Raw genomic sequence first — 24,458 nt, forward strand, 5'->3', positions numbered from 1 at the left:
CCCGCGAGTACGGCATTGGGGCTTTTGGTGCGCGAGCTCTGGCGGCCATCGGTTCGTGCCCTGGCAGCAATTCGGGCCCGGCGGGTGTAATCCGGACCGACCCAAACAGGCCACACCAACAGCAAGCGACGCCACAGCCACATGTCCTCAACGGTGAGGACTCATCGGTGACCAGACCCCGCGGCCGGCCCCACGGCGGCAAAACACACAACCCACCACCACACACGAGGAGCGCCAATGAGCACAGTCGATGATCCAACCACCCTGGTCAACAACCCATCCGACGCGATGACAGCCGCTGAGACGCTGCTAGATGCCGCGTCGGCCGGGCGTGACCGGCACTACGAAGTCTGGGCCACTGCGGCTGTAGCACCGCTGGCAGCGATGCTATATGCGGCATCCCCGCCCCGCACCAACCAAGGCATCAGCTGGGTGGCGCAGGCCACCACCAATATCGACATGGATACCGACGCGCCCGCACCGAGCTGGCAAAGCGCCATTACGGAACTAAGTGACCAACCACTGCTGAGCAATTCGCTCGACCGAGTGCTCGGGTGGGACACCCGCCAACGGGACAGCATCGTGATGACCATGCGTGACGCGCTGATGCCGTGGATGCCACCCGAAAGGTGGGCAAGCAATGAATGATTCACGCAAATCTCCCTGGCTCAGCGGCCTAGTTGCAGCCATTACGGTGGCGCTGCTGCTGATCGTGGTGGTCATCCATGGCACGCTCCAAGTGGTCAACGACTTCGCCACCCAGGTCACCGATACCAACTACCAGCCCTAACCGGCAGGCAGGTGCGTTAGGTGCGCAGAGGAAGTGTGATAGTTGCGCTATCGGCGTCGGCTACAACAGTTTTCAGCGACGGGTGGCACCATTATGCTTCTCCGGGATTGCGGGCCGGGCGATGCTATGAGGCGGCCTGGCGGTAATCGCTGTCGAAAGTGCTTGCCACGGCGCCGATGACCGGGTTGGCCGTCTGGGTGTTCAGAAGCAGAGATAATTCGCGGTTTTCCAGAAGACTCGTGGTCGAGAGGTTCTGGCTACCAATGATGAGAACCGTCTGGTCGATGAGGATCATGTTCGCGAATGTATAAGTGCTTGGCGTCAGCGGGGAACTGACGAATCGAGCATCCGGCGGCAGTGAGTTCCTCGACGGTCCGCGCGGTGGCGGGATTTGCGGTAAGGACGATGCGGCAGGTGACGCCTCGGTGAGGGGCTTTGCTTAACCCTGCCACGATGGCCCGGTCTTTGAGTTCTTCCGTGGTGGGGTCAACGCTGTGACCGGCGGTGTCGAGCTGGCGCAGATATTCCGCGCGGGCGTTCGGTGACCAGATGAGGTTGGGGCTTGGCTCGGCTTGCGACGGGTGACCGGTATCCGATGCTGAATAGTCGGCGTCGAAGGTGGCGGTGATGGCGGCGACGTCGGCAGGGTTGGTGTCTAGCACCCAGGCGTCGCGGCTTGACGGGTAGTCCTTGGCCATGAGATTTGCTGTGCCGAGAGCGGTTTCGGTGTCATCGGCAGTCAGCGTCTTCTGGTGGAAAATAGTTGCCGCAGGCGCCCATCGTACGTCGACACCGGCCGCCTTCAGTCTCTCTGTGTCAAGCGGTGAGAAGTTTCTTTACATGAGATCAAGGCCCTCCTCAAGCAGATCCCCGACTACATCGCCCATTGGAACGCCGACGCCCGCCCGTTCACCTGGACCGCCACCGTCGACGAGATCCTCGCCAGGTCGCGCTCACGCAGACCAACATCCGCAAGCTCGTCGACAGCAGTGCGAAGTAAATACAACAGAATCACGAGACACTAGAGGTGATCACCTTTATTTTCCCACATTACTGAGGGTCGTTGCATGCCAGAACAGGCAGTTCGGTATTAGACCATGAACGTCAGCAACGGTCTTTGGCGCACCAGGGGGAAATGAGGACCACCGCGGTGGAGGGACGTGGAAACCCGGCGCATTAGGGGTCGTGCTCTGATCGTAGTGGATAACGTTCAGCGTGGCCGAGCTTGCGGGTAGCGTGGCCTGGAAGCCATCGAAGTCCCAAAGCTCCCGGACAAAAGCGCTGGCACCGCGAGCCGCTCTATAAAAATTAAGCATGGGCAATCGACCAGCGCTGAAACAAGAGAGCACGACGTCTTTAACCGACTCCAAGGGTACGTTGCCTCCCTGTAGTTCCGCTAGGGTCCCCTGCGCGATTTGCGTGTAGAAGCTCTTTTGCCCTGAGGGCGGCCCCTGAAACAGGGCAACTGCCTTGGCGCAATTGATCGCTACTAAGGCTATTTCATTCCAGGCGGTGGGAAAAACTCCGCAATTAGCCCAAGAAGGCTCATCAAAGATGGGCATTAACAGGATCTGGTCACAGTTACCCGCATCCAATTGGAAGCCGAGGTTCTGCACATAGCGAAAAAGCGCCAGCCACTGCGCTGTTCTAGCAGGGTAGTCCTTCTCGAGATATCCAATGCTGGGCGATGGATCTGGGTGGAAGAATATATTAATTGAATTGAACGACTTTATTCTTTCCCGGAAAGCAACGCCGAACCAGTTTGGACCCATGTGGCTCGAGATCGTAAAGGATATCACAATGATGCGGCGTTCGTCATTCACGAAATTCAAGGGTTGGGATGAATCTGCTACAGATTCTGGCTTGGCGAGCCAAGGAGAAAAAATAGCTTCTCCTGTTCCTAGATTTGTAACGGAGCTTGGCACATCCACGAATTCGTACTGATACCCGAGCGGAGCGGGCTTGATCAGCCCGAGCAGATCCAAGATGGCGGTGATGACGTTCATGAGGCGGTGCTTCCGGCCTTGGCGAGCGGTGGTGGCTTGAGTTTCAGCCACCCCTCGGAGCCGGTTGCCGGATCGGCACCAAGCAGCGCGTTGTCGGTGGCGTTGGTCACCGCATCTTCTTTCCAGGCGACAGCGTCGGCGCGGTAGTCCCACACCCAGGTGCCGCCGATGTCGGTGGCCAGTGGCATGCGGATTTGTTTGGGGTCGACGAGGACTGGTCCGAAGCGGAAGGTCGGGGCGATGGCGGCCAGGCCGGAGTTGATCCAGTCGCGGCGCATGCCGATGTCTTTGCGGGGTACTCGCCCGAGGGTGGCATACACGCTTGTCAGCGGCTCAACCAAGAGGGTGAGGTTGAAGGTTTGGTTGGGTGGAATCCACAGCAGCCCGCTGGTGTCGATGTAGGGGTGAGTGACCTGCGTCTTGCCGGGTGTGGGGGTGTCGCTGGTGGTGTTGGTGGCGATGTCGTCGGCGAAGGTGGCGTAATACGTTGGCACGAGGTTGATCTGCTGCAGGAAGCCTTGTTGGGGGCCGATCTGGCGGGCCATGCCGGCCGCGGCCGCGTCGGCCACGAATAGACGGGTGTAGTCGTCGTCGACGAAGTAGCCGAGCAGCCCGTCCTGCCACTGGGTGAATTCCCCGAGCCGCACCGGGACTTTGGTGAGCGTGCCGTCGGCGCTGACCACCGGGTCGGCCACGTCGAGGCGCAGCAGGCCGCGCATCACACAGATCGGATGCCCCAGCAGCAGCGCCACATGTTCGTCGCCTTGATGACCGAACGGGTCGACCGACCACAATGTGGAGTCGATGGTGCGCAGCAGCGCGGCAAGTGCGGGCTCGGCGGACTGGCCAGCGTCGGCGACGCCCCAGTCGAGCAGTGATGCGGCCAGTTGGGCGAGGTGGCTGTTGGTGACGGTTTGGGCGGGGTCTTGCCCTGCAGTAGTGGGCAGGCCGGGCGCGGCCTGCCATGTCACTTGGCCTTGCTCGTCTGGTTGCAGGACACCGGCGTCGCCGCCGTCGGCGTTGAAGAACTCCAGTGACCCGTCGAGATGGTTGGGCATCACAAAGCCGCACACTGGGCTGGTCTGGTAGTCGGCTTCGACGCCGGGCACGTCGGCGGCCATGTAGCGAAACCAGGCGCGCGTCGGGGCCGTGAAACGCGGTGGCTGGGCCAGCAGGCTCGGCTCGTTCGGCACGCTCATCGGGTCGGAGACGAGATAGCCTTGGGCGGAATGGGTTTCGTCGGATCCGCACAGATCAACGAACTGGCCGAATCCGTCGACCAGACGCAGTCGCACGATGCGCAAGAAGCCCGCGCGCAGCGCGAAGAACGGTGTTGGGGTGACCCCGCCGGGTGCGGTCGACACCTGGTCTGCGGGGACGCCGCCCCGTAGCTGGGTCAGCAGGCCGTTCAGCCCGCAGGAGAGTACATCCATTTGCGCTAGCGCGCTGGCGATGTCGTCGAGCAGCGCCGGGTTTACAGTATTCGGATCGGCCGATCCGCCGGCCGGGGGCTGCGCAAGGTCCAGCTTTTTCATGGTCTGGGCGAGTTCGGCTGCCAGCTGGGAGTAGTGGGCCTCGATGCCGTTGGTGGGCACCGGGCCGGTACCGGCGATGCGGGTGACGTCGTCGAGTGCCTTGCGTACCGCCGAGCCTAACGCTGCGGCGGCGCCGCCGGTGAGTTTGGCGCGGCCGCGGAACATCACACCGCCGCCCGGCGCTGGGATTGGTGCGCCGGTGGTGAGGCTGTAGTCGACGTCGCCGAGCGTCCAGTCGTTGTCCACGTTGGGTGAGGGCAGGTATTCGACCTGCCAATCCACGTGCAGTGGTGTCCAGGGATGGGCCGGGGGGGCGAGTGCAAAGGCGGCGGGCAGGGTGCCGGCGATGCCGGAGCGGGCCAACAGGGGTGCGGGGTCGATGCGCGGGTTTCGTAGCGCGTACCAGGCTGATTGCTCGACGATCACACGTTGTGTGGCCGTCGCGACGTCGAAGGTTCCGCTGGTTTGTGAGTCGACAGTCGCTGCGATGGCGGGGGCGCTTCCGGTGTCCAAAAGTAGCGTCTCGCGCAGCAACCCTTCGCATTCCAGCGGCACACTGCCATTGGCGATGCCGCGTTCGAGAATGTCGTCGCCGGCGACGTGGAACTTCTCGGCTCGGCCGGGCATCATCCAGGCGAGGTCATAGGCTGGCATCAGGCGGCACACGACCATGCCGTTTTCGGTTTTCACGCTGCTGTCGTGGGTGAAGGCGCGGTTGCCGCCTTGGACGAGCAGGATGGGGTCGCGTGCGGTGTAGTAGCGCGGTGCGGCGCGTGCCGCCGTGACAGCACCGCCGGCGTCATGTGGCCGGATGAGCGGTTCCGGTGCCTTCTCTTGGGCCCGCATCCGCCAGGCCATCCGATGCTCCTCACCACGAGCCTGCATCGGCAGATCACGATCGTCGGCCAGCTCATAGATCAAGCCCATCAGCTCGCCCGGCGCCTGCCCGGATGTCACCGCGTGGGCGACGAACCCCCGCACCGCGGTCAGCACACCGTTGATCCGCCGCGCTCCGCGCACCGGCTCTACGCCCGGACCGGCCAGCACCTGGCCCCCCGCCACAACCTCGACACCGCTGGACTGCGGTCCCGCGTGGCGCAACCAGGTGATAAACAACCCCAGCGCCGCCACCCCGTCGCGCCAATCCCGGCCCGTGCGTGCACACCAGCGCAGGAACAACGCGATCCCGCCCGCATACGACCTGGTGGTCAACTCCGAACCGTCACGACCGAATCGGACATGCCGCAAAAACGCGTCCGCTTCGTCCACCACCGCCAAGTTCTCATCAAGAACCGTCCAGTACCTGACCCCGGACGGCAACCTCACCGGAAACGCCCGCACCCTGATCTCCTCTCGCAGCAGGCAGCTTTTACCACTACCAGCCACGAGCACCACAGCCCGGGAGATCTGTTGCAGAACAGGCCCGTGTCGGCCGTTTACGCAACGTCACACAACAGGTCAACTAACCCCAGAAAACGCACCGAGTCGTTGCACGACTGTGGCCAGCCCCCCGGGGGTGAATACTTCGGCTGCCGCCCCGCGCGCGCGAACCTCAGGGGTCATTAGTTGCCCGCTGGTGCTGGGCGCCGAAGGATCCGTCGAGGTGGCGCTTTGCGCCACGTTGGCGGTCTGCTGCTCGGCGGTGAAACGGCTACCCGCGAGCTCGGGGATGCCACCTGCGGGCAGGTGCTGACCGAAGATCCCGGGGTCGGGGGTCTGCACTTGTGCTTGGGCGGCGGGCGGTGGGCCGCTGGGCGCGATGGTGATCGGCTCGGAACCGGGCGGACCCCCGGATTGGCTGGCGAACGAGGTCGCGTGCAGTTGCGCGTCGAGGCGGGCGCGGCCGTCGGGCTGGTCGAGTTGGGCCAGGGCGCCGAGCTGCAATGCTTCGACGATGGGGGCTTGTGCGGGTGCGTTGTTGGCGTGTGCGATGAGCGCTGCCATCGTTTCGGCCATGGTGTCGCCGGCGGCGACGACGATTGAGGCCGGGTCGGGGGGGCCTCCGACCTCTGTGGTGTCGGTGGAGCCGGGCCAGTCGATGCCGACGACGGCGCCGTGAAACACCGTCGCGGTGGGCCACCAACTGCCGCTGGTGGTGTACAGGGCGTTCTGGGGTGGAGGGCGCTTCGGTCCCGCCGCCTTATCGCCGGCGCTGGCGGCAGCATTGGCGTCAGCCCCGGTCTGCGTGGCGATGTTGGTGTTCGTACTGGCCTGGGTTGTGACCTCGTTGAGCTGGCTGGTGTCGAGCTGCCAGCCCAGCGTGCTCATCGCGGCATTAAAGTCGGCCAGCGAGGTGATGTCGGTCGAGCCGAGGGGGTCGTTGGTCGGGTCGGCGTACCAGCCGCAAACCAGGTAGGCCAGCGGGCCTTTCACCTCTTCGTTGAGGCTTTTGTCCTGGAAGCCGAGCCGGTCCTTAACATTGTCGAAGTAGCCGGCCCAGGTCAGATCGCCGTGCCCCAGGACGGTCAGGGGGTTCTGCATGCCGGTCGCCGGCCCGGGCTCGCTCCAGCTGGCGAGGTCGTGCCTCACCGGCGGCTCGATGCCGGCCTCCAGCACCCACCCGGTCACCGCGCGGCGCAACGGTGTGGCGCCTTGCGAGATCCGCACGATCAGCCAGCGATCGGGTAGCGCCGGAAAGTCCGGGTAATTCAGTGATTTGGGGTCGTTACGAGCGGTGCCACTGGTCAGGCCCGTGGGCAGATACCACTGCAGATATGCGCCACGTTCGCGTGGTGGTTGCAGCTCGGCGAACGGCTTCGGCAACAGCGTGGCCGTATCGGTGGGTGGTTGATCGGCCCCGGGCTTGGGCGGGGGCGGGGTTTGCATTTTGCAGTCCGCCCAGCGCTGGGTGGTGTCGCGCACCATCAGCACCTCGAGTTCGATGGGCACCAGCACGCGTGGCGTGCGCACCATTGTCGGAGACCAGGACTGCCGCATCGAGGGTGTCAGGCCATGGGCTGCGGCCAGCGAAAGCTGCTGCGGGGAGATACGCTTATTAGTAGCCATCACAGCAGCTCTTTCACCGCGTTCAAAAGTTGAGCTTCGACGATGGTTTCGGCCACCCTAACGCACGGCACGAACGCGCCGCTGCCGCCGCCCTCACCACTGGGTTCCTGGAAGCGTTGCCGCCAGGGCAGGTTGAGCAGTGCGATGGCGAAATCGGCACTGCTGTTTTGCGGGCCCACGTTTGGGTCTGCCGACTGAACATCCGCCACCGCATGCCCCAGTTCATAAATAGATTTGCGCAATGCGCGAATGTCCACCACACGGGATGCGAATTCGCGCATGGGCACCGCGATTTGCGCGCCTGTGGTATCGGGTGCGCCATCGGCTGTGTGGCGATCGAGATTTTCGATTCCGTTTTTGACCTGACTTCCGCAGATGGTGGGCACACGGATCGCGGAATTTCCGCGTTGACCAGCGCAGACGTGGGATGAGCCGATTTGGGTCGTGTTACTACACGACCCGGTGATCTGGGCGGGTTCGTCAGTCGGCGGCGGTGGCGTCGATGCTGGGTGTGAAGTCGAGGTATTTGGGGGGTTCGGGCAGGTCGAGCGCGGTCAGGATGGTCTTCTGGTTGTTGGTCAGGGCCGAGCGTTGGGCGACGCGGCCGTCGGCGGTGCCGAAGGTGACAAGGTGCATGCGGTCGAGTTGGTGGCGCAGGTTGCGCCAGGTGTGGCCGGTGCGGGTTTCTGCGGCACGGATGAGAAGCAATGCGAGCCAACATAATTGGACGTGGGCGCGGATGCGGTCCTCGCGGTGGTGGTAGACCGGGCGCAGCCCGAGGCTGGTTTTGCAGTCGCGCCAGCCGCGCTCGACGGCGATCAGCTGCTTGTAGGCGGCGGCCAGATCCTCGGCGCTGAGCGTGAGGTCGGAGGTGCGCAGCAGCCACTTGCCGTCGTAGTGGGCTTCGCGCGCGACAGCGGCGCGGTCGATGCGCAGCAGCCCGGTCGTGGTGCGCCGCACCAGCCTGCGCAGCCCGGGCTTGTTCTTCAGGGAGCCGACGAACTCGTCGCGGCGGCGTTTCGGCCAGGCGTCGGAGCCCTCGATTAGGCCCTCGAGGTGTTCGATGAGCCGTTGGCGCACCGCGACGTCGCGTTCGGCGGCATCCGGGTTGTGGCACACCACGAACCGTTCGGTGCGCGCTCCCTCGATGGTGGCGCCGCCGGGTGCCACCCGGATCTCCTTGACCCGCAGGTTGTCGGCCACGTCGTGGTAGCGGCCGGGGCGGGCCAGCGCGGCGGCGGCCTCGGCGTTGGTGTGGCGCAGCTTCTCGGCGTGGATGTAGTGCCCGCCGCCGCGGGTGAGATAGGCCCGGTTGGCGGCCGAGGCGAAGCCGCGGTCGGCGACCTACACCAGCCGGTGCAGGTTCCAGGCTCCCAGGTCGTCTTTGACCGTGCGGATGATCTTCTGGTCGCTCTCACTGCCGGGAAAGGTCCAGCAGCGCACCGGGATTCCGTCGCGGGTGACCGCCATCGCGATCACCACCTGGGGCAGGTCGTCGCGGTGGTCCTTGGACTTGCCGAACCGGCGCTGCCCACCCTCGACCGCCTTGCCCACCCCGTCGTCGGGCTCGGGTTCGGGTGCCAGCTCGGCCAGCTCGTCAGCCACGTCGATGTCCCAGTAGGTGGAGGTGGTGTCGACGAAGACGATGTCGACGTCGAGGTTGAGCAGGTGCGCGACCGAGTCGAAGATCTGCTGGGCGATCTCGGGCAGGGCGTCGAGCAGGAAGTCCATCGACCGATACGCCGCGTCGTCGCTGAATCCACCGCAGCCGGCGATCGCGACCCGTTCGGCCACCCAGCCGGTGGCGGCCAGCTTGCTGCCCGGTTCCAGTGCCCGCTGGGCCACCAGCGCGAACAGCACCCGCTCGGTCACCTCGGCGTCGCAGCGCCGCTCGGCGGCCACCCGGTGCAGCGCCGCGCCCACCCCGAGCCGCTCCCAGAGTTGGTCAAGCACCCACGCGCCGCCGAAGCGGCGCGAGTCCAGGATGTCGATCTCGCCGGTGTGCGCGGCCGCGATCGCCTGCTCCGGGTCCAAAAACCGCGAGATCGAGGCGACCAGCCGAGCCAGCGCATCGCGGTCCACTGTGTCGGCGCGGCCGAAGTTGTGGATCACCTTCGCCGAGGGCACCCCGGTGGCCGGGTGGCGCTCGCTGTGGGCCAGCTGCAGATACGACACCGTCGACCCGTCGCGGTTGCGCCGCTTCGTCTCCCGCAGGTACACCCCTACACCGTTAGCACATATTCGCAGGTGAAGCCAGCGACACGCCAGAACTCGTGTGCCTACACGAATTCGCCGTTTGGGTGACTCTGCAAGCCTCCTACCAGCACAATCGCTCCGCACTACCCCGAAATGTGCCTACGAACTGCGGAAGTCGGGTTTGAAGTGGAAGCCGAATTGCACGCCGTGGTGGGGTTCTTCGAACCAGACCAGCTTAGGGACGCCGTCGAACAGCCCCAGCATCACCGACGGTGAAAGAAGTTCCAGCCGAAGGGTTGCCAGCTGCGCTGCCGCAGCCTCGTCAAGCCAGTTTTGCAGGCCGGCTTTGTTCGGGTCACCCTCGTTTGCCGGTAGGACCTTGTTGAAGGCGCGCACATCTATGTGCGGCCAGCCGGCGACGGCGGCCGAGCGCAGCAGAAAGCCGGTGATCGGGCCCGCCGGATCGGTGTTTTGCGGTGAGCTGGGCGGGGTTTCGCTGTTGGCGGGCCGCCCGTGCTGCATGGTGCGCACGACGCGTTCGGTGAGATCGAGTTGGGCGGCCAGGTTGGCGGCGTGTGCTTGGTGATGGGCTTGTTCGCGGGTGCCGATCTTGCCGACGGCGATGGCGCCGTCGACCAATCGGTCGGTCCAGGAGCGGTCGAGGTAAAAGAAGCGGATCGATTCGGTGGGCAGCAGCCGCGAATCGGGCACCAGGTAGTCAAAGGGCACGCCGATGAGCAGGCGAAGATGGGCGAGAAAGGATTCCATGTAGGGCGGCATGGCTGATTCGGGCACCGTGTCGTCGATTTGCTCTTTGGCGACCATGCGCTCGGCGAGGGCCTGATGGGCGGTGATCCAACTGGTGCGCATTAGGTGCCTTCCAGCAGTGCGGTGGCGTTGTCGATGGCTTGTGTGCGCGCGGCGCCCAGCCGGGCCAGGGACGCCGCGTCGGCCGCGACAGTGTCGAGGGTGGTGGCTGCGGGAACGATAGTGGGCCGGTGGGAGACGGAGCGGTTGCGCCGAAACGTGATGCGAGGAGAGACGCTGGCGCGGGCGTGGCGCCAGGCAGGCGAGGCGGAATGCCAACGCGGGTTGCTCGCGTGCGCCCAGCGCGCGCGGCGGGGTCATGAAATGCGGACGGAGACGGTAACGCTTGGCCGCTGGCGGCGCGATGGCGGCTACACGGAGCAGGAAGAAAAAGGGGGCCCGACCAACCCCCTGCGGTGCGGGAGCTCGCCGGGCCCTGTGGGCGGGGTGGCCGGTTAGAGGGTTTGCAACATCCGGAAGGCCTTGGCCTGTAGGGATTGGGCGCTGCCTGCGGCGGTGATGCTGCGCAGCGCGCGGGTGGCGCTGGCGTCACTGGCGGTGCGTGCGCCGCGGACAGGTACAACGTGGTCGCAAAACTCGGTGACCGCGTTGTAGGCCGCCCACCGGGTCCCGGCGATCGGCGTGATCGTCGGGGATGACGTCCATAGCGTGACGATCCCGGCCGCCCGCTCCTTGCGGTGCTTCGCGGTGGCCTCGGTGCCGGCCGCTTCGACCTCGAGCAAGGTGTTCGCGAAATGGCGGACCTGCTCGGTGTCCATTGGCTGGGCGTAGAGCTTGGCCGCTTCGGCCTCAAAGGCCTCCACGTAGCGCCAGCTGAGCTTGAGAGCATTGCGGGCTTCCTGGATTGCGGCCCGAGCTCCGCCGGTGTGCCGAATGGCGAAACTGGCCTTCGCAGAGGCGATTGCGGCGTTCTGGGTGTTTGCGCAAACGATCCTCACCGGGGTAACTAGTGGTGTGTCCCGCAATAAAGTGGCTATAAGTTCGATATGATTTCGGCATGAGACAACCCGTGCCTGCGTTGGAGATATCGACAGGACAACGTGAGGTGCTTGAGTCGTTGGCTCGGTCGCAGTCGGGTGCGCATCGGGAGGTGGTGCGGGCCAAGGCGCTGCTGATGGCCGCTGATGGTATGGCCAACACTGCGATCGCCGCGTCGTTGTCGGTGTCGCCGGCGTCGGTGAAGAGTTGGCGTGACCGGTTCACTGAGGAGGGCTTGGCGAAGTTGGGTCAGGTTCGCAAGGGTCGTGGCCGTAAAGCGTCGATCCCGCAATCCAAGATCGACGAGATCGTCGATCTGACACAGAACTACCGACCGAAAGGTGAAACCCATTGGAGCTGTCGGACGATGGCTGCTGCGGCGGGGGTGTCGAAGTCGACGGTGCAGCTGGTGTGGCATGCGCGGGGGCTGAAACCGCATCGAGTCCAGACGTTCAAACTGTCCAACGATCCGCGTTTCGCGGAGAAACTGGTCGATGTCGTCGGGCTGTACATGAACCCGCCCGAGAAGGCGATCGTGTTATGCGCGGACGAGAAGTCCTCGGTGCAGGCATTGGACCGCACGCAGGCGTCGCTGCCGATGGTCAAGGGGCGGGGCGAGACGATGACCCACGACTACAAGCGGCACGGCACCACCACCCTGTTCGCCGCGCTCGACGTGTTGACAGGCACGGTGATCGGGCAATGCATGCCACGCCACCGGCATCAGGAGTGGTTGAAGTTCCTCAAGACCATCGACCGCGAGGTGCCCAAAGACCTGGCGATCCACCTGATCCTGGACAACTACGCCACCCACAAACACCAAGACGTCGGCAAGTGGCTGGACAACCATCCCCGATTCCACCTGCATTTCACCCCGACATCCTCATCCTGGTTGAACCTGGTGGAACGCTGGTTCCGCGAGCTGACCGACAAAGCATTGCGGCGCGGGGCATTTCATTCCGTTCCCGACCTGATCGCCTCGAGCCAGGAATACATCGACTCACACAACGACGCCCCACGGCCTTACATGTGGACAGCGACCGCAGAATCCATCCTCGCCAAGGTCGCCCGCGGACGCATCGCCCTCGAAAAAGTCAGCTAAATCCAGGACACACCACTAGCGACCGCCAGGCCGCGCTGCCGTCGTGAGAGTTGAGCGCGGCAAGGTAGAAATCGGTGCGGTCTTTCGATCCGTCGATCGCGTCGAACACCATCGAGGTCGGCAGCTTCATGGTGACGAAGGTCTCGCGGCCCCCCTTCAAAGCGCCGGCGGTCTCAAAATGGGCTGCCCCGCTCTCATCGACCAGGGCGTCGAGCAGGTCGCAGGACGCCTCGTTTTGGACCGGCTCGTACTTGCTGCCAACGACGCCGAGGACGTCCAGGCGGCCGTTGATCGGATTGGTGCGCACGGTGGCGTAGAAGTCCGGGACGGCCAGCGGATCCGGTGTGGTGACGCCATCTGGTCCGATGACGGGTTCTTGGGGAACCTGCAAGCGCATTTTGCGCACGTTCCAGCCGGAGAGGTGGGCGGCGTCGAGGGCCTCGCGAGCGGTCATGGCGTGACCCACGGACTGGCCGAGTCGGTGCCAGGCGTCGCTGCGGGAGTTGGCGAAGCTCGCAATGCCTTCATTGATGTCAAGCTCGTGTCCCATTGTCTGTTTCCTTTCGTATGAATGAATTTTTCGGGTGCGCCGGTTTGCGCTGGGGTGTGTGGGGACCGGCGGGGTGGCGCTGTCAACCCCGAGGAGCCCGGCGGTGAAGCAGGAGGCGGATTTTCGGCCCGGCGAGCCCGGCGCGTAGCGCCCTGGGGCGAGCCGCGAGAAGGCCGACAAATGCCGCCGGTGCCGCACGGCGCAGCGGCAGCCGGCCGCTAGGCCGGCGGGAGCGGAGACGGGCGAGCCCGCCGGGCGCGGGTTGACAGCGTCGGGGCCCTGTCGGTCACACTTGGCACCCCGCTGAACGGCAAAAAAGGTGAGGGGCTGCGGATTTCGGCCGCCGTCAGGTGTCCGGTTCGGCGGCCGCGGGGGGCGCGCCGCCGCCTGCGCATCGGAAGAAAAAAGGGCCCGGCCAACCCCCTGTAATGGGGGAGCTGGCCGGGTCCAGCTGCGCAGTAGCTGTGCAGTGTCAGTCCTGTTTAGGTTTGGGGTCGATGTCAGCGAGGGTGCGGCGGATCTGTTGTGGCGGTATGCCGACGCGCAGCGCAGCCAGCAGCAGCACCGCGAGCCGCGGGGTGGGGCAGTGGGTAGCTTCGGCTTCGTCGAGTGCGGCGTCGGTGGCGATCCCGGCCCGGATGGCGTCGCCGAGCAGGCAATAGGAGACCGCGGCGATGGTGAGCGCTTCCGCGCGGGGCTGGCCGCGTAGCCGGCGGCCGATGTGGGTCCATAGTTCGGCGGCGGCCTGGGGGTGCTCGAGCGCCGCGGCGATCATGGCGTCGCGTATCGCGACGTCGGCAGTGATGATGCTGCCGGCGCGGGTGGGCAGGGTGCGGCTGATCGGGTGGCCGTTGAGTGCGTCGGAGATCTCTTCGGCGGTAGTGACGACGAGGTCGCCGTGGTCGCCGATGAGGACAGGCGGTGCGGGCGCGATCGGCGCGAATTCGGCTTCGATCTCGCTGCGGCCAGTGCTAACCCGGTCACCGGCGAGTATCCGCTGTGCGGTGACCACGGAGTCGGTGTACGGGTAGGTGGGGCCGCACGCGCCGGAATCGGGGTCGTACCACTGCCCTTCGTCGGTGACATCGTGGGTCATGATCCGCCGCACCACGGGAATGCCGGCGGTGCTCAGGGCGCCGCGGAGGGCATCGAGAACGGCCACAGCGTGCGGGTTGTGGCGTTCGTCGCAGACGGCGAGCAGGACCGCGGCGTGGTTGTCAGCGAGCCGCAGGTTGCAGGTGGCGGGGAAGTCCGCGGCCTGTCCGGTGGTGATTGTGACGTCGAACCGGATCGCGCAGCGCACAAGCAGGCCGTCGTTGGGGTCGCGGTACAGCATGTAGGTGACGATGCTGTTGGTCGGGGCGAAACCGAGCAGCCCGGCAGCGGCGGCGACGATATCGGCTGGGGTGCGCAGGGCAGTCGTGTGCATGATGTGTTCTCCGTTCGTCAAAGGCGATTGAGTGCGCCGGTTAGCGCTGGGGTGCGGGTGAGCGGGTGAGGGTGGGCGCGCAATCCCCGCAGAGCCCGTGGCGGGTGGTCGCCGGGTTTTCGGCTCGCGCTCGCCAGGCGCGCAGCGCCTTTGGGGCGAGCAGGCTTTAGGGCCGAAAACGGTCACTTGGTACGGCGGTGCCCGGTGCGGGCGTGGGTTGCGCGCTCGGGGTCCCGCCCGCTTACACTTGGCACCCTGCTGACGGCTTAAATGGGTGAGGGGCTACGGATTTCGGCCGCCGTCAGGTGGCCGTTTCGGTGGTTGCGCGGGGCGCGGCGCCGCCATCGCACCCGGAGGAAAAAGGGGGCCCGGCCAACCCCGTGTGGTGGGGGAGCTGGCCGGGCCGCGGTTTACAGCTGGTCGTTGACGTGCTCGGCTGCCTCGGCGACGTCGTTGAGCAGATCAACTTCTTGCTCATCGAGTCGAGCAACGTGGCCGGTGCTGTAATTGGCGGTGTCGAGAGCTGCGCTACGTTCTTGGCGCAGCGCGTGGAGTCGTTTGAGGGCTTGGTCGAGCTCGCTCCGCGGATCGGTTTCGCGCTGGACGTGGGCGGTGACGAGGCCGAGATAGTCCAGGAGCTCGCGCCGGGTACCTTGCAGCGCGAGGCCGTCGCCGTTTTCATTCCACAGACCGAGCACCAACGGGCCGTCGGGACGTTCTTGGGGTAAGAGCTCCTCGGCGGCCCGTTCGGGCGTATGCAGGGTGTAGAGAGCGATGTTGGCGTGGCCCCATTCGATGTGGTTGGTCATGGTTGTCTCCGTTTCGGGTTGGTCGCCGGCGGTTTAGGCGGCGGCGTGGGGAAGGTGGTCGCGGACGCGGTGGTCGAGCTTGAGAATGCCGATCATGGCCGGGATTTCGGTGCGTTCGCGCTGGGCCGCGACGTCGACGCGGGTGATCAGTGTGGCGGCGATGCCGGGGTTACCGCCTTGGAGGGCGAACACGGCGGCCAGCGTGAGCGCTTCGATGCGGGCTTGCCCGCTGAGCTGGTCGGCGATGCGGATCCACAGCAGTGCCGCCGCGAGTGGGCGGCGGTCGGCGATTTTGTACAACAGGGTTTTGAAGTGGTCGTCGACTAGCAGTGGGGCGCAGAGTTCGGCGAGGCCTGGGCTGGGGTTGCAGGTGCCGTTGACGAGTTGGGTGCGCAGATCGGCCAGGACTGCGATGCGGTTGTAGCACATGGTGTTTCTCCGTTAGTCAAAGGCGATTGAGTGCGCCGGTTAGCGCTGGGTGCGGATTAGCGGGTGAGGGTGGGCGCGCAATCCCCGCAGAGCCCGTGGCGGGTCATCGCCGGTTTTCGGTCCGCGCTCGCCAGGCGCGCAGCGCCTTGGGGCGAGCTGGCATTAGGGCCGAAAACAGTCACTCGGTACGGCGGTGCCCGGTGCGGGCGTGGGTTGCGCGCTCGGGGCCCCGCCCGCTTACACTTGGCACCCTGCTGACGGCTTAAATGGGTGAGGGGCTACGGATTTCGGCCGCCGTCAGGTGGCCGTTTCGGTGGTTGCGCGGGGCGCGCCGCCGCCATCGCACCCGGAGGAAAAAGGGGGCCCGGCCAACCCCGTGTGGTGGGAGCTGGCCGGACCCCGGCCCTGCGGTTAGGGGGTTTCGATATAGGCGGCGTCGGTGAACACGACCGCGCCGGCGGTCCAGATCGGTGCGCCAGTGTCGACGATGAAAAATTCGCCGCGCAGGTGGGGCCGGTAGGAGATGCGTTGCGGGCGCCGCAGTTCGACGGGGGCGAGGGTCCCGACTATCCAGGCGTGTACCTCTCGTGGGGCACCCTTGGCGATCCGGGCCCTCGCGGCGGCCCCGACGTGCATGGCGCAGTCGGTGAGTGACACGGCGGTCGCGTGAGCGACGACTTTGCCTTTATGAGGGCCGCCGAGGGCACGGATTGACCAAGCCCCTTTGTGCAGGTTCTTGTAGACGGCGACGCGGCGGGCCGTGTAGGGGTCGCGGCCAGCGGCGGGCTGAATGTGTATGGCGGTCATGGAGAGGTCCTTTCGGTGGCCTGCCAGGCGGTGGCCGACGGTGAGGTCAGGCCGGCGGCGCGGATGCGGCGCCGGATCGCGGCGAGGTCGACGGTGTCGGGGCCGTTTACGGCCCAGGTCTCCCAGCGGTCCAATGCGGTTTCGACGTCCTCGAACCGAACGTTGGGCCGACTGACGGCAATGGTGTGCCCGTTGTCGGGTCGCCGAACGTCGACGACGACGGCGATGAGTTGGCCGGTGTCATCGAAGACTCGAGGGTCCCCGGGGGGCGCCAAGTTGCGGCTGCACCGCAGTTGGCGTGGGACGCCGTCGGCGGGGTCGATGAAGTCGAACGCTAAACCTAAATCGGTGACGTACATGGTGATTCTCCTGTGTGTTGGCCAGTGGTCGATGCAGGGCCGGGCCCGCGGGGTGTAGTGCGGGCCCGGCCGGGGTTGGTTAGGCTGCAGCGTCGGTGCCCTCGAGGAGGGCGTTGACCGCGTCGTCGAGTGCGTCGTAGGCGACGGTGGGCGCGCGGTCGATGGCGGCGGTCCAGATGGGCTCGTCGCCGACACCGGCGGTGAGGGTGTAGGTGTGTCCACCCCGCGAGGCGCGGTAGGACCAGGTACCCCGCACCGAGTGGAAGGTCAGGTCGTCGCCGGCACGGACCTTGAGGATTCGGGTCTGGGGTGTGGTGTTGAGATCGGGCGCGGTGGCTTCAACGGCGGCCATTTGTCCGTGGTCGTCGCTGGCGAGCAGGACGAGCTTGTGTCCTGTGCCGCGGCTGTATTGGTGCACGGTGGTCAGCAGGATGTCACCGTGGTTGTGAAACAGGATCCGGGTGATTCCGTACTGCTGTTGTTGAATGCGGCCGGCGGCTTCGTCGAGAAGGTTGAAGGCCAGTTCGAATTCGTGGTCCATGTTGTGCTCCGTTGTGTGAGGCGATGTGGTGCGCCGGTCAGCGCTGGGAGCTATCTACTGGGTGGGTGGCGGCGGTCCACCTCGAAGAGTCGGGTTGGGTGGCGGCGGATTTGCGGCCCGCGAGCGGCAGCGAGCTTGGTTGGGCCGCAAATGTCCTCCGCCGCCGCCACCCAACCCGACGTGGGTTGACCGGCGACGGGCCCCGGCCAGTAGTCTGAGCGACCGCTGACGGCAAAGAAGATGAGGGGCTACGGATTTGGGCCGCCACTCGCTGTCCTTCAGGTTGGTGTCGGTTTCCTGCGCGTAGCCTGGTCTCATGATGGTTGAGGCGGCGGTGCTGCGGTTGCTGGGTGAGTCTGCCGGCCGGGTTCCGGCGCCTCTGGTTGCTTGGCTGGTTAGCGGTGAGTTGCCGGCGCAGCCGCTGCGCTGGGATGTGTCCTTTCCGCATGCTGGTTCGCGGCTACCGGGCATCTGATCGGGGGGAGCTCAGCTGCCGCTGAGTATCTGCAGGCCTGTGGCCAGCGATGCGAATCGGCCGAATTCGTCACCTGAGGCAGTGGTCTTTTGGCCGAGCCAGATGCCGATGATTTGTGCGTAGCCGTTGGGGTTTCGGGTCCAGACGGGGCCTCCGGAGTCGCCGGGAATGCTGGCCGGCATGCCGGTGGTTAGATATTGGTCTTTGCCCTGGGCTGCGGCGATTTGGCCGCAGTGCTGGCCGCTGGATACTCCGATGTGGCATAACGACTGGCCGACCTGGGGCTGGGGGTGATCGTCGGTGGTGGGGGTGTCTCCTAAAAAGGCAGACGGCAGGGAGTTCCTACCGAAGTCGATCAGTCCGTAGTCACCGCCGCCGCTGCGCGGGGGTTCGACCACGGTGCGTACGAAGTTTCCAGTGAGCGCAGTTGGTGTGTCGCGCGCGTAGCCAGAAGTGCTGCTGCGGCAGTGGCCGGCGGTGACGGCGTAGGTGTGCAAGTCAGTTTCGTAGGGGTCACTGTGGCGGCACTTCACGCACTGACCGAATCTCCGAACTCCGTGCAGTGCACAGCGTCCGACTTATGCACAGGACAGGGCTGAGGATGGCTTCTCCAAACCATTCTGTCGGTCAACGGTTTTAGCATGACGGCAATGTACAGAGCGTTTTGGTTCAGCACCGACGCCGGCGCCTACTGGTCCGTCGTCGATGACGAGAGCTACGAAGCCGTCGAACTCGTGGACCGGTTCCTGCAGTATGTGCGGTTTGGCCGTGGTCGCACCGAGTCCACGACGCGGAAGTACGCCGAGGCGATCGCGCTGTACTACAACTTTTGCTCCGCCCGCTCCGCCAGCTGGGCAGATCCTGATATCACCGCCTTCCAAATGTGGTTGCGAATCGCGCCATCACCGCGACACCCCCACCCCTCGAAACGGGTATGGGCCGGCCCCGGACACGCTCCAGCCCGCAGTAACAACCGAATCAACCTCATCACCTACGCCGTATGCGAAATGTTCAAATTCGCTGCGGCGGAGGGGCTATGGAACGAGTCGAAACTGCACCGGCTCTTCGAGATGACCCCGGTGCAAAACTACGGCCCTAGCGATCGTCGCCACCAGTTGTCAACAACCATGATCCTGCGACACCGCCACCGACTTCGGCCGCAGCGAAGCAGTCGACGTGACGCCCCAGTGGATGTCGTGAAGACCATGCTGACCGAATGCCTCAACGCCCGCGACGTGCTGTTCGTCGCGATGCTGGCCACCACCGGCCTCCGGCGGGGCGAAGCGCTCGGACTGCGGTTGTCGGATCTACACTTTCTCCCGACGTCAACATCGTTGGGATGTCAAATCGACGGTCCGCATCTGCATGTCGTGCCGCGCGTCAACAGCAACCGGGCCCGGGCGAAGAACGACAAGCAGCGCGTCGTGCCGGTCACGGCGGCCCTGATAAATCTTTACGAGCGCTACCGAATCGACCGGGACGAATGCCGGCAGGCGCGGGAATCCGACTTCGTGTTCGTAAACCTCTATCGGGCGCCGCTGGGCGAACCTATGAAGCTGCACGCCGCCAACGATCTGCTGAGCCGGTTGAGCCATCGCACCGGCCAGACGGTCACTCCCCACATGCTGCGCCACACCTTCGGAACCGGCGCGGCACAGGCTGAATCGCTCGACGTCGTTGCCGAGCTGCTCGGGCATGCCAGTTTGCAGTCCACAAAGACCTATCTGCATCCCGACATACCGCGGCAACGGAAAGCGGTTGAGGCAGGGGCGTTGACACGGCAGCTCGAAACAGTAGGGAACTCATGAAGGGAATCCGCGGTGCGCTTGCCTTGGTGCCCACCGAGGGTGATATAGACCCGGCGATCAACCCGTTCGATCAGTGGTTGCTCGCCGCCGGCTGGGATGGTGACCGGCTCGAGCTGAGGCCGTCCCCCACCCATGACACATTGGGGTGGAAGGTATGTGCAGTCGATGCGTGTGATCGACCCGCCTGGGGCCGAAAGAACAGCGGCCTTTGCAACGGCTGCAAAACGCAGTGGCATTCACAAGGGCAGCCTGATCGGCTCCTATTCGATCGTCAGCCCCCGAAGCGAAACTGCATGAAACAACCGACCCCGTGCTCGGTGACGCGGAACGGTGTGCGGTGCAGCAGGTCCGCCAGGAGGAAGGGATTGTGCGGCCCCCATGCTGCGGCGGTCTTGAGAAGCGCAGGTGAGGGAGACGATGTTATCGCGGGTTTGAGCCCGCTACCAAGCCTCGGGCCGTGCCGCGTCGCTGCATGTGACCGGGTCGCTTATGGTCCGAAATTGCGGCTGTGCCGGGCGCACTCTACCCGGTGGTACTCATTCAATATGGCGAAGCCGGGGGCAGATCTTGACGCGTGGTGTCAGCGTGAAAACCAAGTGAGCGACAGCCGCCGCGTCTGCTTTGGAGGGCTTCACCCGTGCGTGGTACGGCAAGTGCTGTTTGGGGTATTCGACCGGTCCCGTCGCGGATCCCGTACCCGGCTCGACTATCTGCAGCGGCTTGTTGACTGGCTGCGTTCGTCACAGGCAACGGATCTGCGGTCGCTACGCGATGCCGAGCTGCCCAGGAATTGGCTCAAAGGCACCCACCAGATACTGAATACAATCATGGCCACTGCCGAATACGGCACCCTTACGCCCGAAGACCTCCGCAACGCCGACGTCTGGCCCGGTGTCGTTTTCGGTAAGACCGGCATAACCGACTTCCGAGAAATTTCCCAATGGTGGCTACGCGACATCACGCAAGCATGGTGTTGGGACAACCTCAACCGCTCCACTAACTTTCGTGCCCTCAGCCGGCTGGTCAACGAGATCGACTACTTTTCTGGTTACCTGCGCGCCAATGTCGCCGGCGGCGGAGACGACATCACAGCCCTCGATCGGTCGACCGCCACGGGCTTTGCGGCATACCTTGTCGCCCTCGTTGAGCAGGGCGCCGAACGACACCGGGCTCGACGTAACCGCAAACGTGCCGTTCCCTGGAACAGATCCCTGCAACAAGACTGTCTGCACGCGGTGCAACGCATTCTGCGTTACGGCCGCGAAACCGGGCGCATGGAACACTTCATGGGATCGTTCATGTTCACCGACGACCTGCTGATCCCGCGCATCAAGGACCCCCAGCAAGACGACGCCGGCGCCGCCCTTCCCACTACGATCATCCGTCAGATGTTCACCGCAGAATCGGTGGCAGCACTCGGCGCACTCAATGAACACATGCCGACCCTCGTACGCCTTGCGGCCGAAACAGGTCGGCGCCCAAGCGAACTCGTATCGCTGAAGTACGGGTGCATCGACACGCAGTCCGAGGGCGGACCCTTCCTGATCTACACCGAAACAAAGGTGACAGCCGGGCAGGAGCGCAAGCTTCCGGTTCTTCGCGTCGTAATCGACACCGTGCGCGAACAACAAGCGCGTACGCGGCAACGCTATCCGCACACCCCTATAGAGCATCTGCGCCTATTTCCCCGCCCGACGATGAACCCAAAGGGTTACCATCCATTGGCTTCCTCGTTTTTCGGACAGACCCTTCGGGCATGGGTCGACGCGCTGCCTCGCTTGGACTCCACCGAGATCGGTGCCGATGGCAATCACCTTCCTTTCGACCGAAAGTTGATTACCGGCTACTCGTTCCGCCACACGTACGCCCAGCGCCACGCCGACGCGGGAGTCGCTCCGGACGTCTTGATGGCGCTCATGGGTCACGAGAAGATCGCCACCACTATGGGCTACTACCGGATTCCCCAGAAGCGACGCCGTGAGGCCGCTGAATTGGTCGGCAACCTAGTTATGTCTGGCGATGCGCTGGTGATCGGGCCCATGGGACGAAGCCAACGCCTCGCTAATGAACGCGCGACCGTAGCGGTGCCGTTCGGTAAGTGCTCCAACCCGCAAAACGTCGCGGCGGAAGGTTACGGATGCCCGATCCGGCATCGATGTTTCGGCTGCGCGTCGTTTAGTAGTGACCCGTCCTACCTCCCCGAAATGCGTCGTCGACTGCTCGACCTCAAAGCGGCCCGTGCGCGCGTCGATGCGTTCGACGATGCTGCCGAATGGGCCAAACGCGACGCACGTCCCAGCGACGAGGAGATAGCAGCGCTCAAAAAACGAATTCACGATGAAGAGGACAAACTCGAGCACGCCACATCCGAACAGCGCGCTCTCATCAACGACGCCTCTACTGTCCTGCGCAAGGCACGCGCCGTGGCGTCCGTCGGTATCGTCCTGCGACGCCATAACGGCGAAGATGCGCTACGGCCGCACGACGAGGACCGTCGCCATGTCGTTGACGCGCTGGGCAAGGTCATCGATGAGTGATCCGCAAAGCTACGACGAACGCGTGTCACGCCTGGCAGACAGCCGGCGCAGCGATTCGGCGGCCAAGCGCGCCGCGGTACTGAAGGCACTCAATCAGCTGCAAAGAGAAGATCGACGGATCAGCCGAAAGGTCGTCATCGCTAGAGCGGGTGTGCATCGCAACTTCCTTCAACGCCACAAAGACCTGGCTGACCTCATCGATGGAGCCGCTGGCGGTGCGCGCGCCGACAGTCACCTGCGACCGCGCGACCGGATCGGCCACGACAGCCTTATCACCGAACTGGCGCACGCCAAACAGCGAAATCTGGAGATCCAACAGAAGGTGCGCATCCTCGAACACCGGCTCGGCGCACAGGGGCCCACCCTAGGACCGGCCATTATCGACCAACACCCGGTCGTCGTGGAGCTTCGGAGGCGGCTTGCCCAGACCGAAGTCGAACTAGTCGACAAGGACGGGACGATCGCCTCACTACAAGACGACGTGGAGGTGCTGCGCGAGACCAACCGATCGCTAGTGCGAGAGTACGGCCTGACCGAGCCACAGGCGGCTGGTTCAACATCCCGCTGTGCGACTCGATCAACTGCTGGTTGAGTTAGGTTCACCGGCGTCTCCGGCGAAGTCAGCACGCTATCACGCCGTCCGGCGGATCGATGTGACCAAGCCGGTGTTCGTTGGGCTAGAGGCCGCCTCGTCGGAGTCGGGCGACGCGTGGGCGGGGTTTTTGTCCGGGCTCACCGAGCGTGGGCTGCGCTGCCCGCTGCTGGTGATCAGCGACGGGGCATCGGGGCTGATCGGCGCGGCTGAGACCACCCTGAGCGCCGCGCTGCGGCAACGCTGTCTTATCCATCGCGCCCGAAACATCCTGGCCAAGGTGCCCAAAAACGGCCAAGCCGAGGTGAAGGCCGACTATTGGGCGATCTTCGACCTGGGCGACGACGTCGAACCGGGTCTCGACGCGGCGCAACTCGCCCAGAAGAACATCGACGCGTTCGCCAAGCGCTGGCGCGACTCTTACCCGGCGGCGGTGCGAGCCCTGCTCGCTGACCGCGAGTCGCTGACCGTCTACCTGCGATTCCCGCGCGAGCACTCCTGCCTGTCGCTGGTGTGGGCAGTGCTCGATCGCGCCTCGACCGGATGGCGCGGGTTCACCATGACCCCGGCCGGACTGCGGTTGCTGGCCGACCTGCGCCGATCGCTGCACGACCCACCGACCCAACTGCCGCAACCAAACTCGGCAAGCCGAGCAGAAACCGCCCTGGCACCAACGGATTCCACCGCCGTCGCATAGAATATGAACGCAAGTGAGCGGAGCCCACGTCAGACCACTTTTACACCGCTCCTGGGACGCCACCCACCGATGCCTGCAGGTCTGGTTACCTAATCGAACGGCTATATCGCCAGCCGGGCGGTCGATCAGCCCTACCGCTCAATGGGATGCTAATCCGGCGCGATCGGGAGGTCCGGGCAGACCTTGATGTAGTCGATGTCGGGTGAGACCCACTCGTTCCACTGCTTGTGGCTCATGTTGGCGACAAGCTTGCGGCACAACAAGTCCGGCCACGCCCGTGCGTCCGGTGTCGGCCACAACCGCACGGTGTTGTCCGCGCTGGCGGAGGCGATGCGCTGCCCGTCCGGGCTGAACGCCACGCCGGTCACAATGTCGGTGTGGCCGGTCAGCGGCGCCCCGATCTGGCGGCCAGTTGCGGCGTCCCACATCCGCACCGTGTCGTCGGAACTTCCTGAGATGATGCGCTGCCCGTCGGGGCTGAACGTCACACTCTTGACCACATCGGTGTGCCCGGCCATGACGACGTCGGTGTGCGGCGGCGTCGGTGTGCTGGCCGGCTTTCCGGTGTCGGCGTCCCACAGCCGCAGAGTCTTGTCTTGGCTGCCCGAGACGATGCGGTGCCCGTCGGGGCTGAACGCGACGCTGTACACAATGCCCGTGTGACCGGTCATCGGCTCCCCGATGGGCTCGCGCCTGTCGGCGTCCCACAGTCGCAGAGTCTTGTCTTGGCTGCCCGAGACGATGCGGTGTCCGTCGGGGCTGAACGCCACGCCATAGACCAGACTCCTATGGCCGGTCATCGGTTCCCCGATGGGCAAGCCGGTGTCGGCGTCCCACAACTGGATTCGGCCTTCGCCGCTCCCGGTGACCAGTCGGTGCCCCTCGGGGCTGAAGGCGACACTGAGTATGAAATCGCCGGGCCCACTGGGCAATCTGACCAGCTGGCCGGTGGGTGCGTCCCACAATCGCAGCCCATTGCCGCTT

At 64.9% G+C, this 24,458-nt stretch carries 23 protein-coding genes and 3 pseudogenes; 8 read left to right on the forward strand and 18 right to left on the reverse strand.

What is annotated here, in order from left to right:
* Positions 1–237 precede the first annotated feature (237 nt).
* Positions 238–648: a type IV secretion system protein VirD4 gene (locus VMD50_RS20880; protein WP_325430288.1), complete on the forward strand. Its 411-nt coding sequence runs from the start codon at positions 238–240 to the stop codon at positions 646–648.
* Complete coding sequence (locus VMD50_RS20885) at positions 641–790, forward strand: hypothetical protein (protein ID WP_325430290.1); 150 nt, start codon at positions 641–643, stop codon at positions 788–790. The genes VMD50_RS20880 and VMD50_RS20885 overlap by 8 nt, the downstream gene beginning before the upstream one ends.
* A gap of 124 nt (positions 791–914) precedes the next feature.
* Here VMD50_RS20885 and VMD50_RS20890 read toward each other — a convergent pair whose 3' ends face one another.
* From VMD50_RS20890 to VMD50_RS20935, 9 genes and pseudogenes are all read right to left on the reverse strand, one after another.
* Complete coding sequence (locus VMD50_RS20890) at positions 915–1,085, reverse strand: phospholipase D-like domain-containing protein (protein WP_325430292.1); 171 nt, start codon at positions 1,083–1,085, stop codon at positions 915–917.
* On the reverse strand, positions 1,048–1,488 hold the full coding sequence (locus VMD50_RS20895) for a phospholipase D-like domain-containing protein (protein ID WP_325430294.1): 441 nt from the start codon (positions 1,486–1,488) through the stop codon (positions 1,048–1,050). Before VMD50_RS20895 ends, VMD50_RS20890 begins: the two co-directional genes overlap by 38 nt.
* Before the next feature lie 339 nt (positions 1,489–1,827).
* Complete coding sequence (locus VMD50_RS20900) at positions 1,828–2,796, reverse strand: hypothetical protein (RefSeq protein ID WP_325430296.1); 969 nt, start codon at positions 2,794–2,796, stop codon at positions 1,828–1,830.
* A complete protein-coding gene (locus tag VMD50_RS20905; protein ID WP_325430298.1) occupies positions 2,793–5,672 on the reverse strand; it encodes a hypothetical protein in 2,880 nt (959 codons plus the stop codon). Before VMD50_RS20905 ends, VMD50_RS20900 begins: the two co-directional genes overlap by 4 nt.
* Positions 5,673–5,789: 117 nt before the next feature.
* Entirely contained in the window at positions 5,790–7,337 is a 1,548-nt protein-coding gene (locus VMD50_RS20910) for a hypothetical protein (protein ID WP_325430300.1), read from the reverse strand.
* Complete coding sequence (locus VMD50_RS20915; protein WP_325430302.1) at positions 7,337–7,723, reverse strand: hypothetical protein; 387 nt, start codon at positions 7,721–7,723, stop codon at positions 7,337–7,339. Before VMD50_RS20915 ends, VMD50_RS20910 begins: the two co-directional genes overlap by 1 nt.
* Positions 7,724–7,817: 94 nt before the next feature.
* A pseudogene (locus VMD50_RS29975) lies at positions 7,818–9,557 on the reverse strand (IS1634 family transposase).
* A 135-nt stretch (positions 9,558–9,692) separates the two neighbouring features.
* Positions 9,693–10,403 carry a hypothetical protein gene (locus tag VMD50_RS20930; RefSeq protein ID WP_325430305.1) on the reverse strand — a complete coding sequence of 237 codons (711 nt, stop codon included), beginning with the start codon at positions 10,401–10,403 and terminating at the stop codon, positions 9,693–9,695.
* Between the two features lie 392 nt (positions 10,404–10,795).
* Positions 10,796–11,299 carry a DUF932 domain-containing protein gene (locus tag VMD50_RS20935; protein ID WP_325430307.1) on the reverse strand — a complete coding sequence of 168 codons (504 nt, stop codon included), beginning with the start codon at positions 11,297–11,299 and terminating at the stop codon, positions 10,796–10,798.
* A gap of 59 nt (positions 11,300–11,358) precedes the next feature.
* Here VMD50_RS20935 and VMD50_RS20940 point away from each other — a divergent pair, with 59 nt between their 5' ends.
* On the forward strand, positions 11,359–12,441 hold the full coding sequence (locus tag VMD50_RS20940; RefSeq protein ID WP_325430309.1) for an IS630 family transposase: 1,083 nt from the start codon (positions 11,359–11,361) through the stop codon (positions 12,439–12,441).
* Here VMD50_RS20940 and VMD50_RS20945 read toward each other — a convergent pair.
* The 7 genes from VMD50_RS20945 to VMD50_RS20975 form a co-directional block, all read right to left on the reverse strand.
* Positions 12,434–12,991: a DUF932 domain-containing protein gene (locus tag VMD50_RS20945; protein ID WP_325430311.1), complete on the reverse strand. Its 558-nt coding sequence runs from the start codon at positions 12,989–12,991 to the stop codon at positions 12,434–12,436. The genes VMD50_RS20940 and VMD50_RS20945 overlap by 8 nt on opposite strands.
* Positions 12,992–13,463: 472 nt before the next feature.
* Entirely contained in the window at positions 13,464–14,420 is a 957-nt protein-coding gene (locus tag VMD50_RS20950) for a DUF4192 family protein (protein WP_325430313.1), read from the reverse strand.
* A 410-nt stretch (positions 14,421–14,830) separates the two neighbouring features.
* Positions 14,831–15,229 (reverse strand): hypothetical protein, encoded by a 399-nt coding sequence (locus VMD50_RS20955; RefSeq protein WP_325430315.1) that lies wholly within the window; start codon positions 15,227–15,229, stop codon positions 14,831–14,833.
* A gap of 33 nt (positions 15,230–15,262) precedes the next feature.
* Positions 15,263–15,658 (reverse strand): hypothetical protein, encoded by a 396-nt coding sequence (locus VMD50_RS20960; RefSeq protein ID WP_325430317.1) that lies wholly within the window; start codon positions 15,656–15,658, stop codon positions 15,263–15,265.
* A gap of 411 nt (positions 15,659–16,069) precedes the next feature.
* Positions 16,070–16,465, reverse strand: a complete 396-nt coding sequence (locus tag VMD50_RS20965) for a hypothetical protein (RefSeq protein WP_325430319.1) — start codon at positions 16,463–16,465, stop codon at positions 16,070–16,072.
* Positions 16,462–16,824, reverse strand: a complete 363-nt coding sequence (locus tag VMD50_RS20970; protein ID WP_325430320.1) for a hypothetical protein — start codon at positions 16,822–16,824, stop codon at positions 16,462–16,464. The genes VMD50_RS20965 and VMD50_RS20970 overlap by 4 nt, the downstream gene beginning before the upstream one ends.
* 79 nt (positions 16,825–16,903) lie before the next feature.
* Positions 16,904–17,365, reverse strand: a complete 462-nt coding sequence (locus tag VMD50_RS20975) for a hypothetical protein (RefSeq protein WP_325430322.1) — start codon at positions 17,363–17,365, stop codon at positions 16,904–16,906.
* 316 nt (positions 17,366–17,681) lie between these two features.
* Here VMD50_RS20975 and VMD50_RS20980 point away from each other — a divergent pair, with 316 nt between their 5' ends.
* Positions 17,682–17,840 (forward strand): hypothetical protein, encoded by a 159-nt coding sequence (locus VMD50_RS20980; protein WP_325430324.1) that lies wholly within the window; start codon positions 17,682–17,684, stop codon positions 17,838–17,840.
* Positions 17,841–17,851: 11 nt separating this feature from the next.
* On the opposite strand, the gene VMD50_RS20985 is transcribed toward VMD50_RS20980, so the two are convergent.
* Positions 17,852–18,337: a chymotrypsin family serine protease gene (locus VMD50_RS20985; protein WP_325430326.1), complete on the reverse strand. Its 486-nt coding sequence runs from the start codon at positions 18,335–18,337 to the stop codon at positions 17,852–17,854.
* Positions 18,338–18,574: 237 nt separating this feature from the next.
* Between VMD50_RS20985 and VMD50_RS20990 the strand changes: the two genes are divergently transcribed.
* The 4 genes and pseudogenes from VMD50_RS20990 to VMD50_RS21005 all read left to right on the forward strand — a co-directional run.
* Entirely contained in the window at positions 18,575–19,648 is a 1,074-nt protein-coding gene (locus VMD50_RS20990) for a tyrosine-type recombinase/integrase (RefSeq protein ID WP_325430328.1), read from the forward strand.
* 545 nt (positions 19,649–20,193) lie between these two features.
* Complete coding sequence (locus tag VMD50_RS20995; RefSeq protein ID WP_325430330.1) at positions 20,194–22,185, forward strand: tyrosine-type recombinase/integrase; 1,992 nt, start codon at positions 20,194–20,196, stop codon at positions 22,183–22,185.
* A complete protein-coding gene (locus VMD50_RS21000; RefSeq protein WP_325430332.1) occupies positions 22,178–22,777 on the forward strand; it encodes a hypothetical protein in 600 nt (199 codons plus the stop codon). Before VMD50_RS20995 ends, VMD50_RS21000 begins: the two co-directional genes overlap by 8 nt.
* Before the next feature lie 67 nt (positions 22,778–22,844).
* Positions 22,845–23,474 (forward strand): annotated as a pseudogene (locus VMD50_RS21005) (transposase); the annotation flags it as partial.
* Between the two features lie 149 nt (positions 23,475–23,623).
* On the opposite strand, the pseudogene VMD50_RS21010 reads toward VMD50_RS21005, so the two are convergent.
* Positions 23,624–24,458 (reverse strand): annotated as a pseudogene (locus VMD50_RS21010) (WD40 repeat domain-containing protein); the annotation flags it as partial.

The sequence above is a fragment of the Mycobacterium sp. genome (genome assembly GCF_035506235.1).
GTDB lineage: Bacteria > Actinomycetota > Actinomycetes > Mycobacteriales > Mycobacteriaceae > Mycobacterium.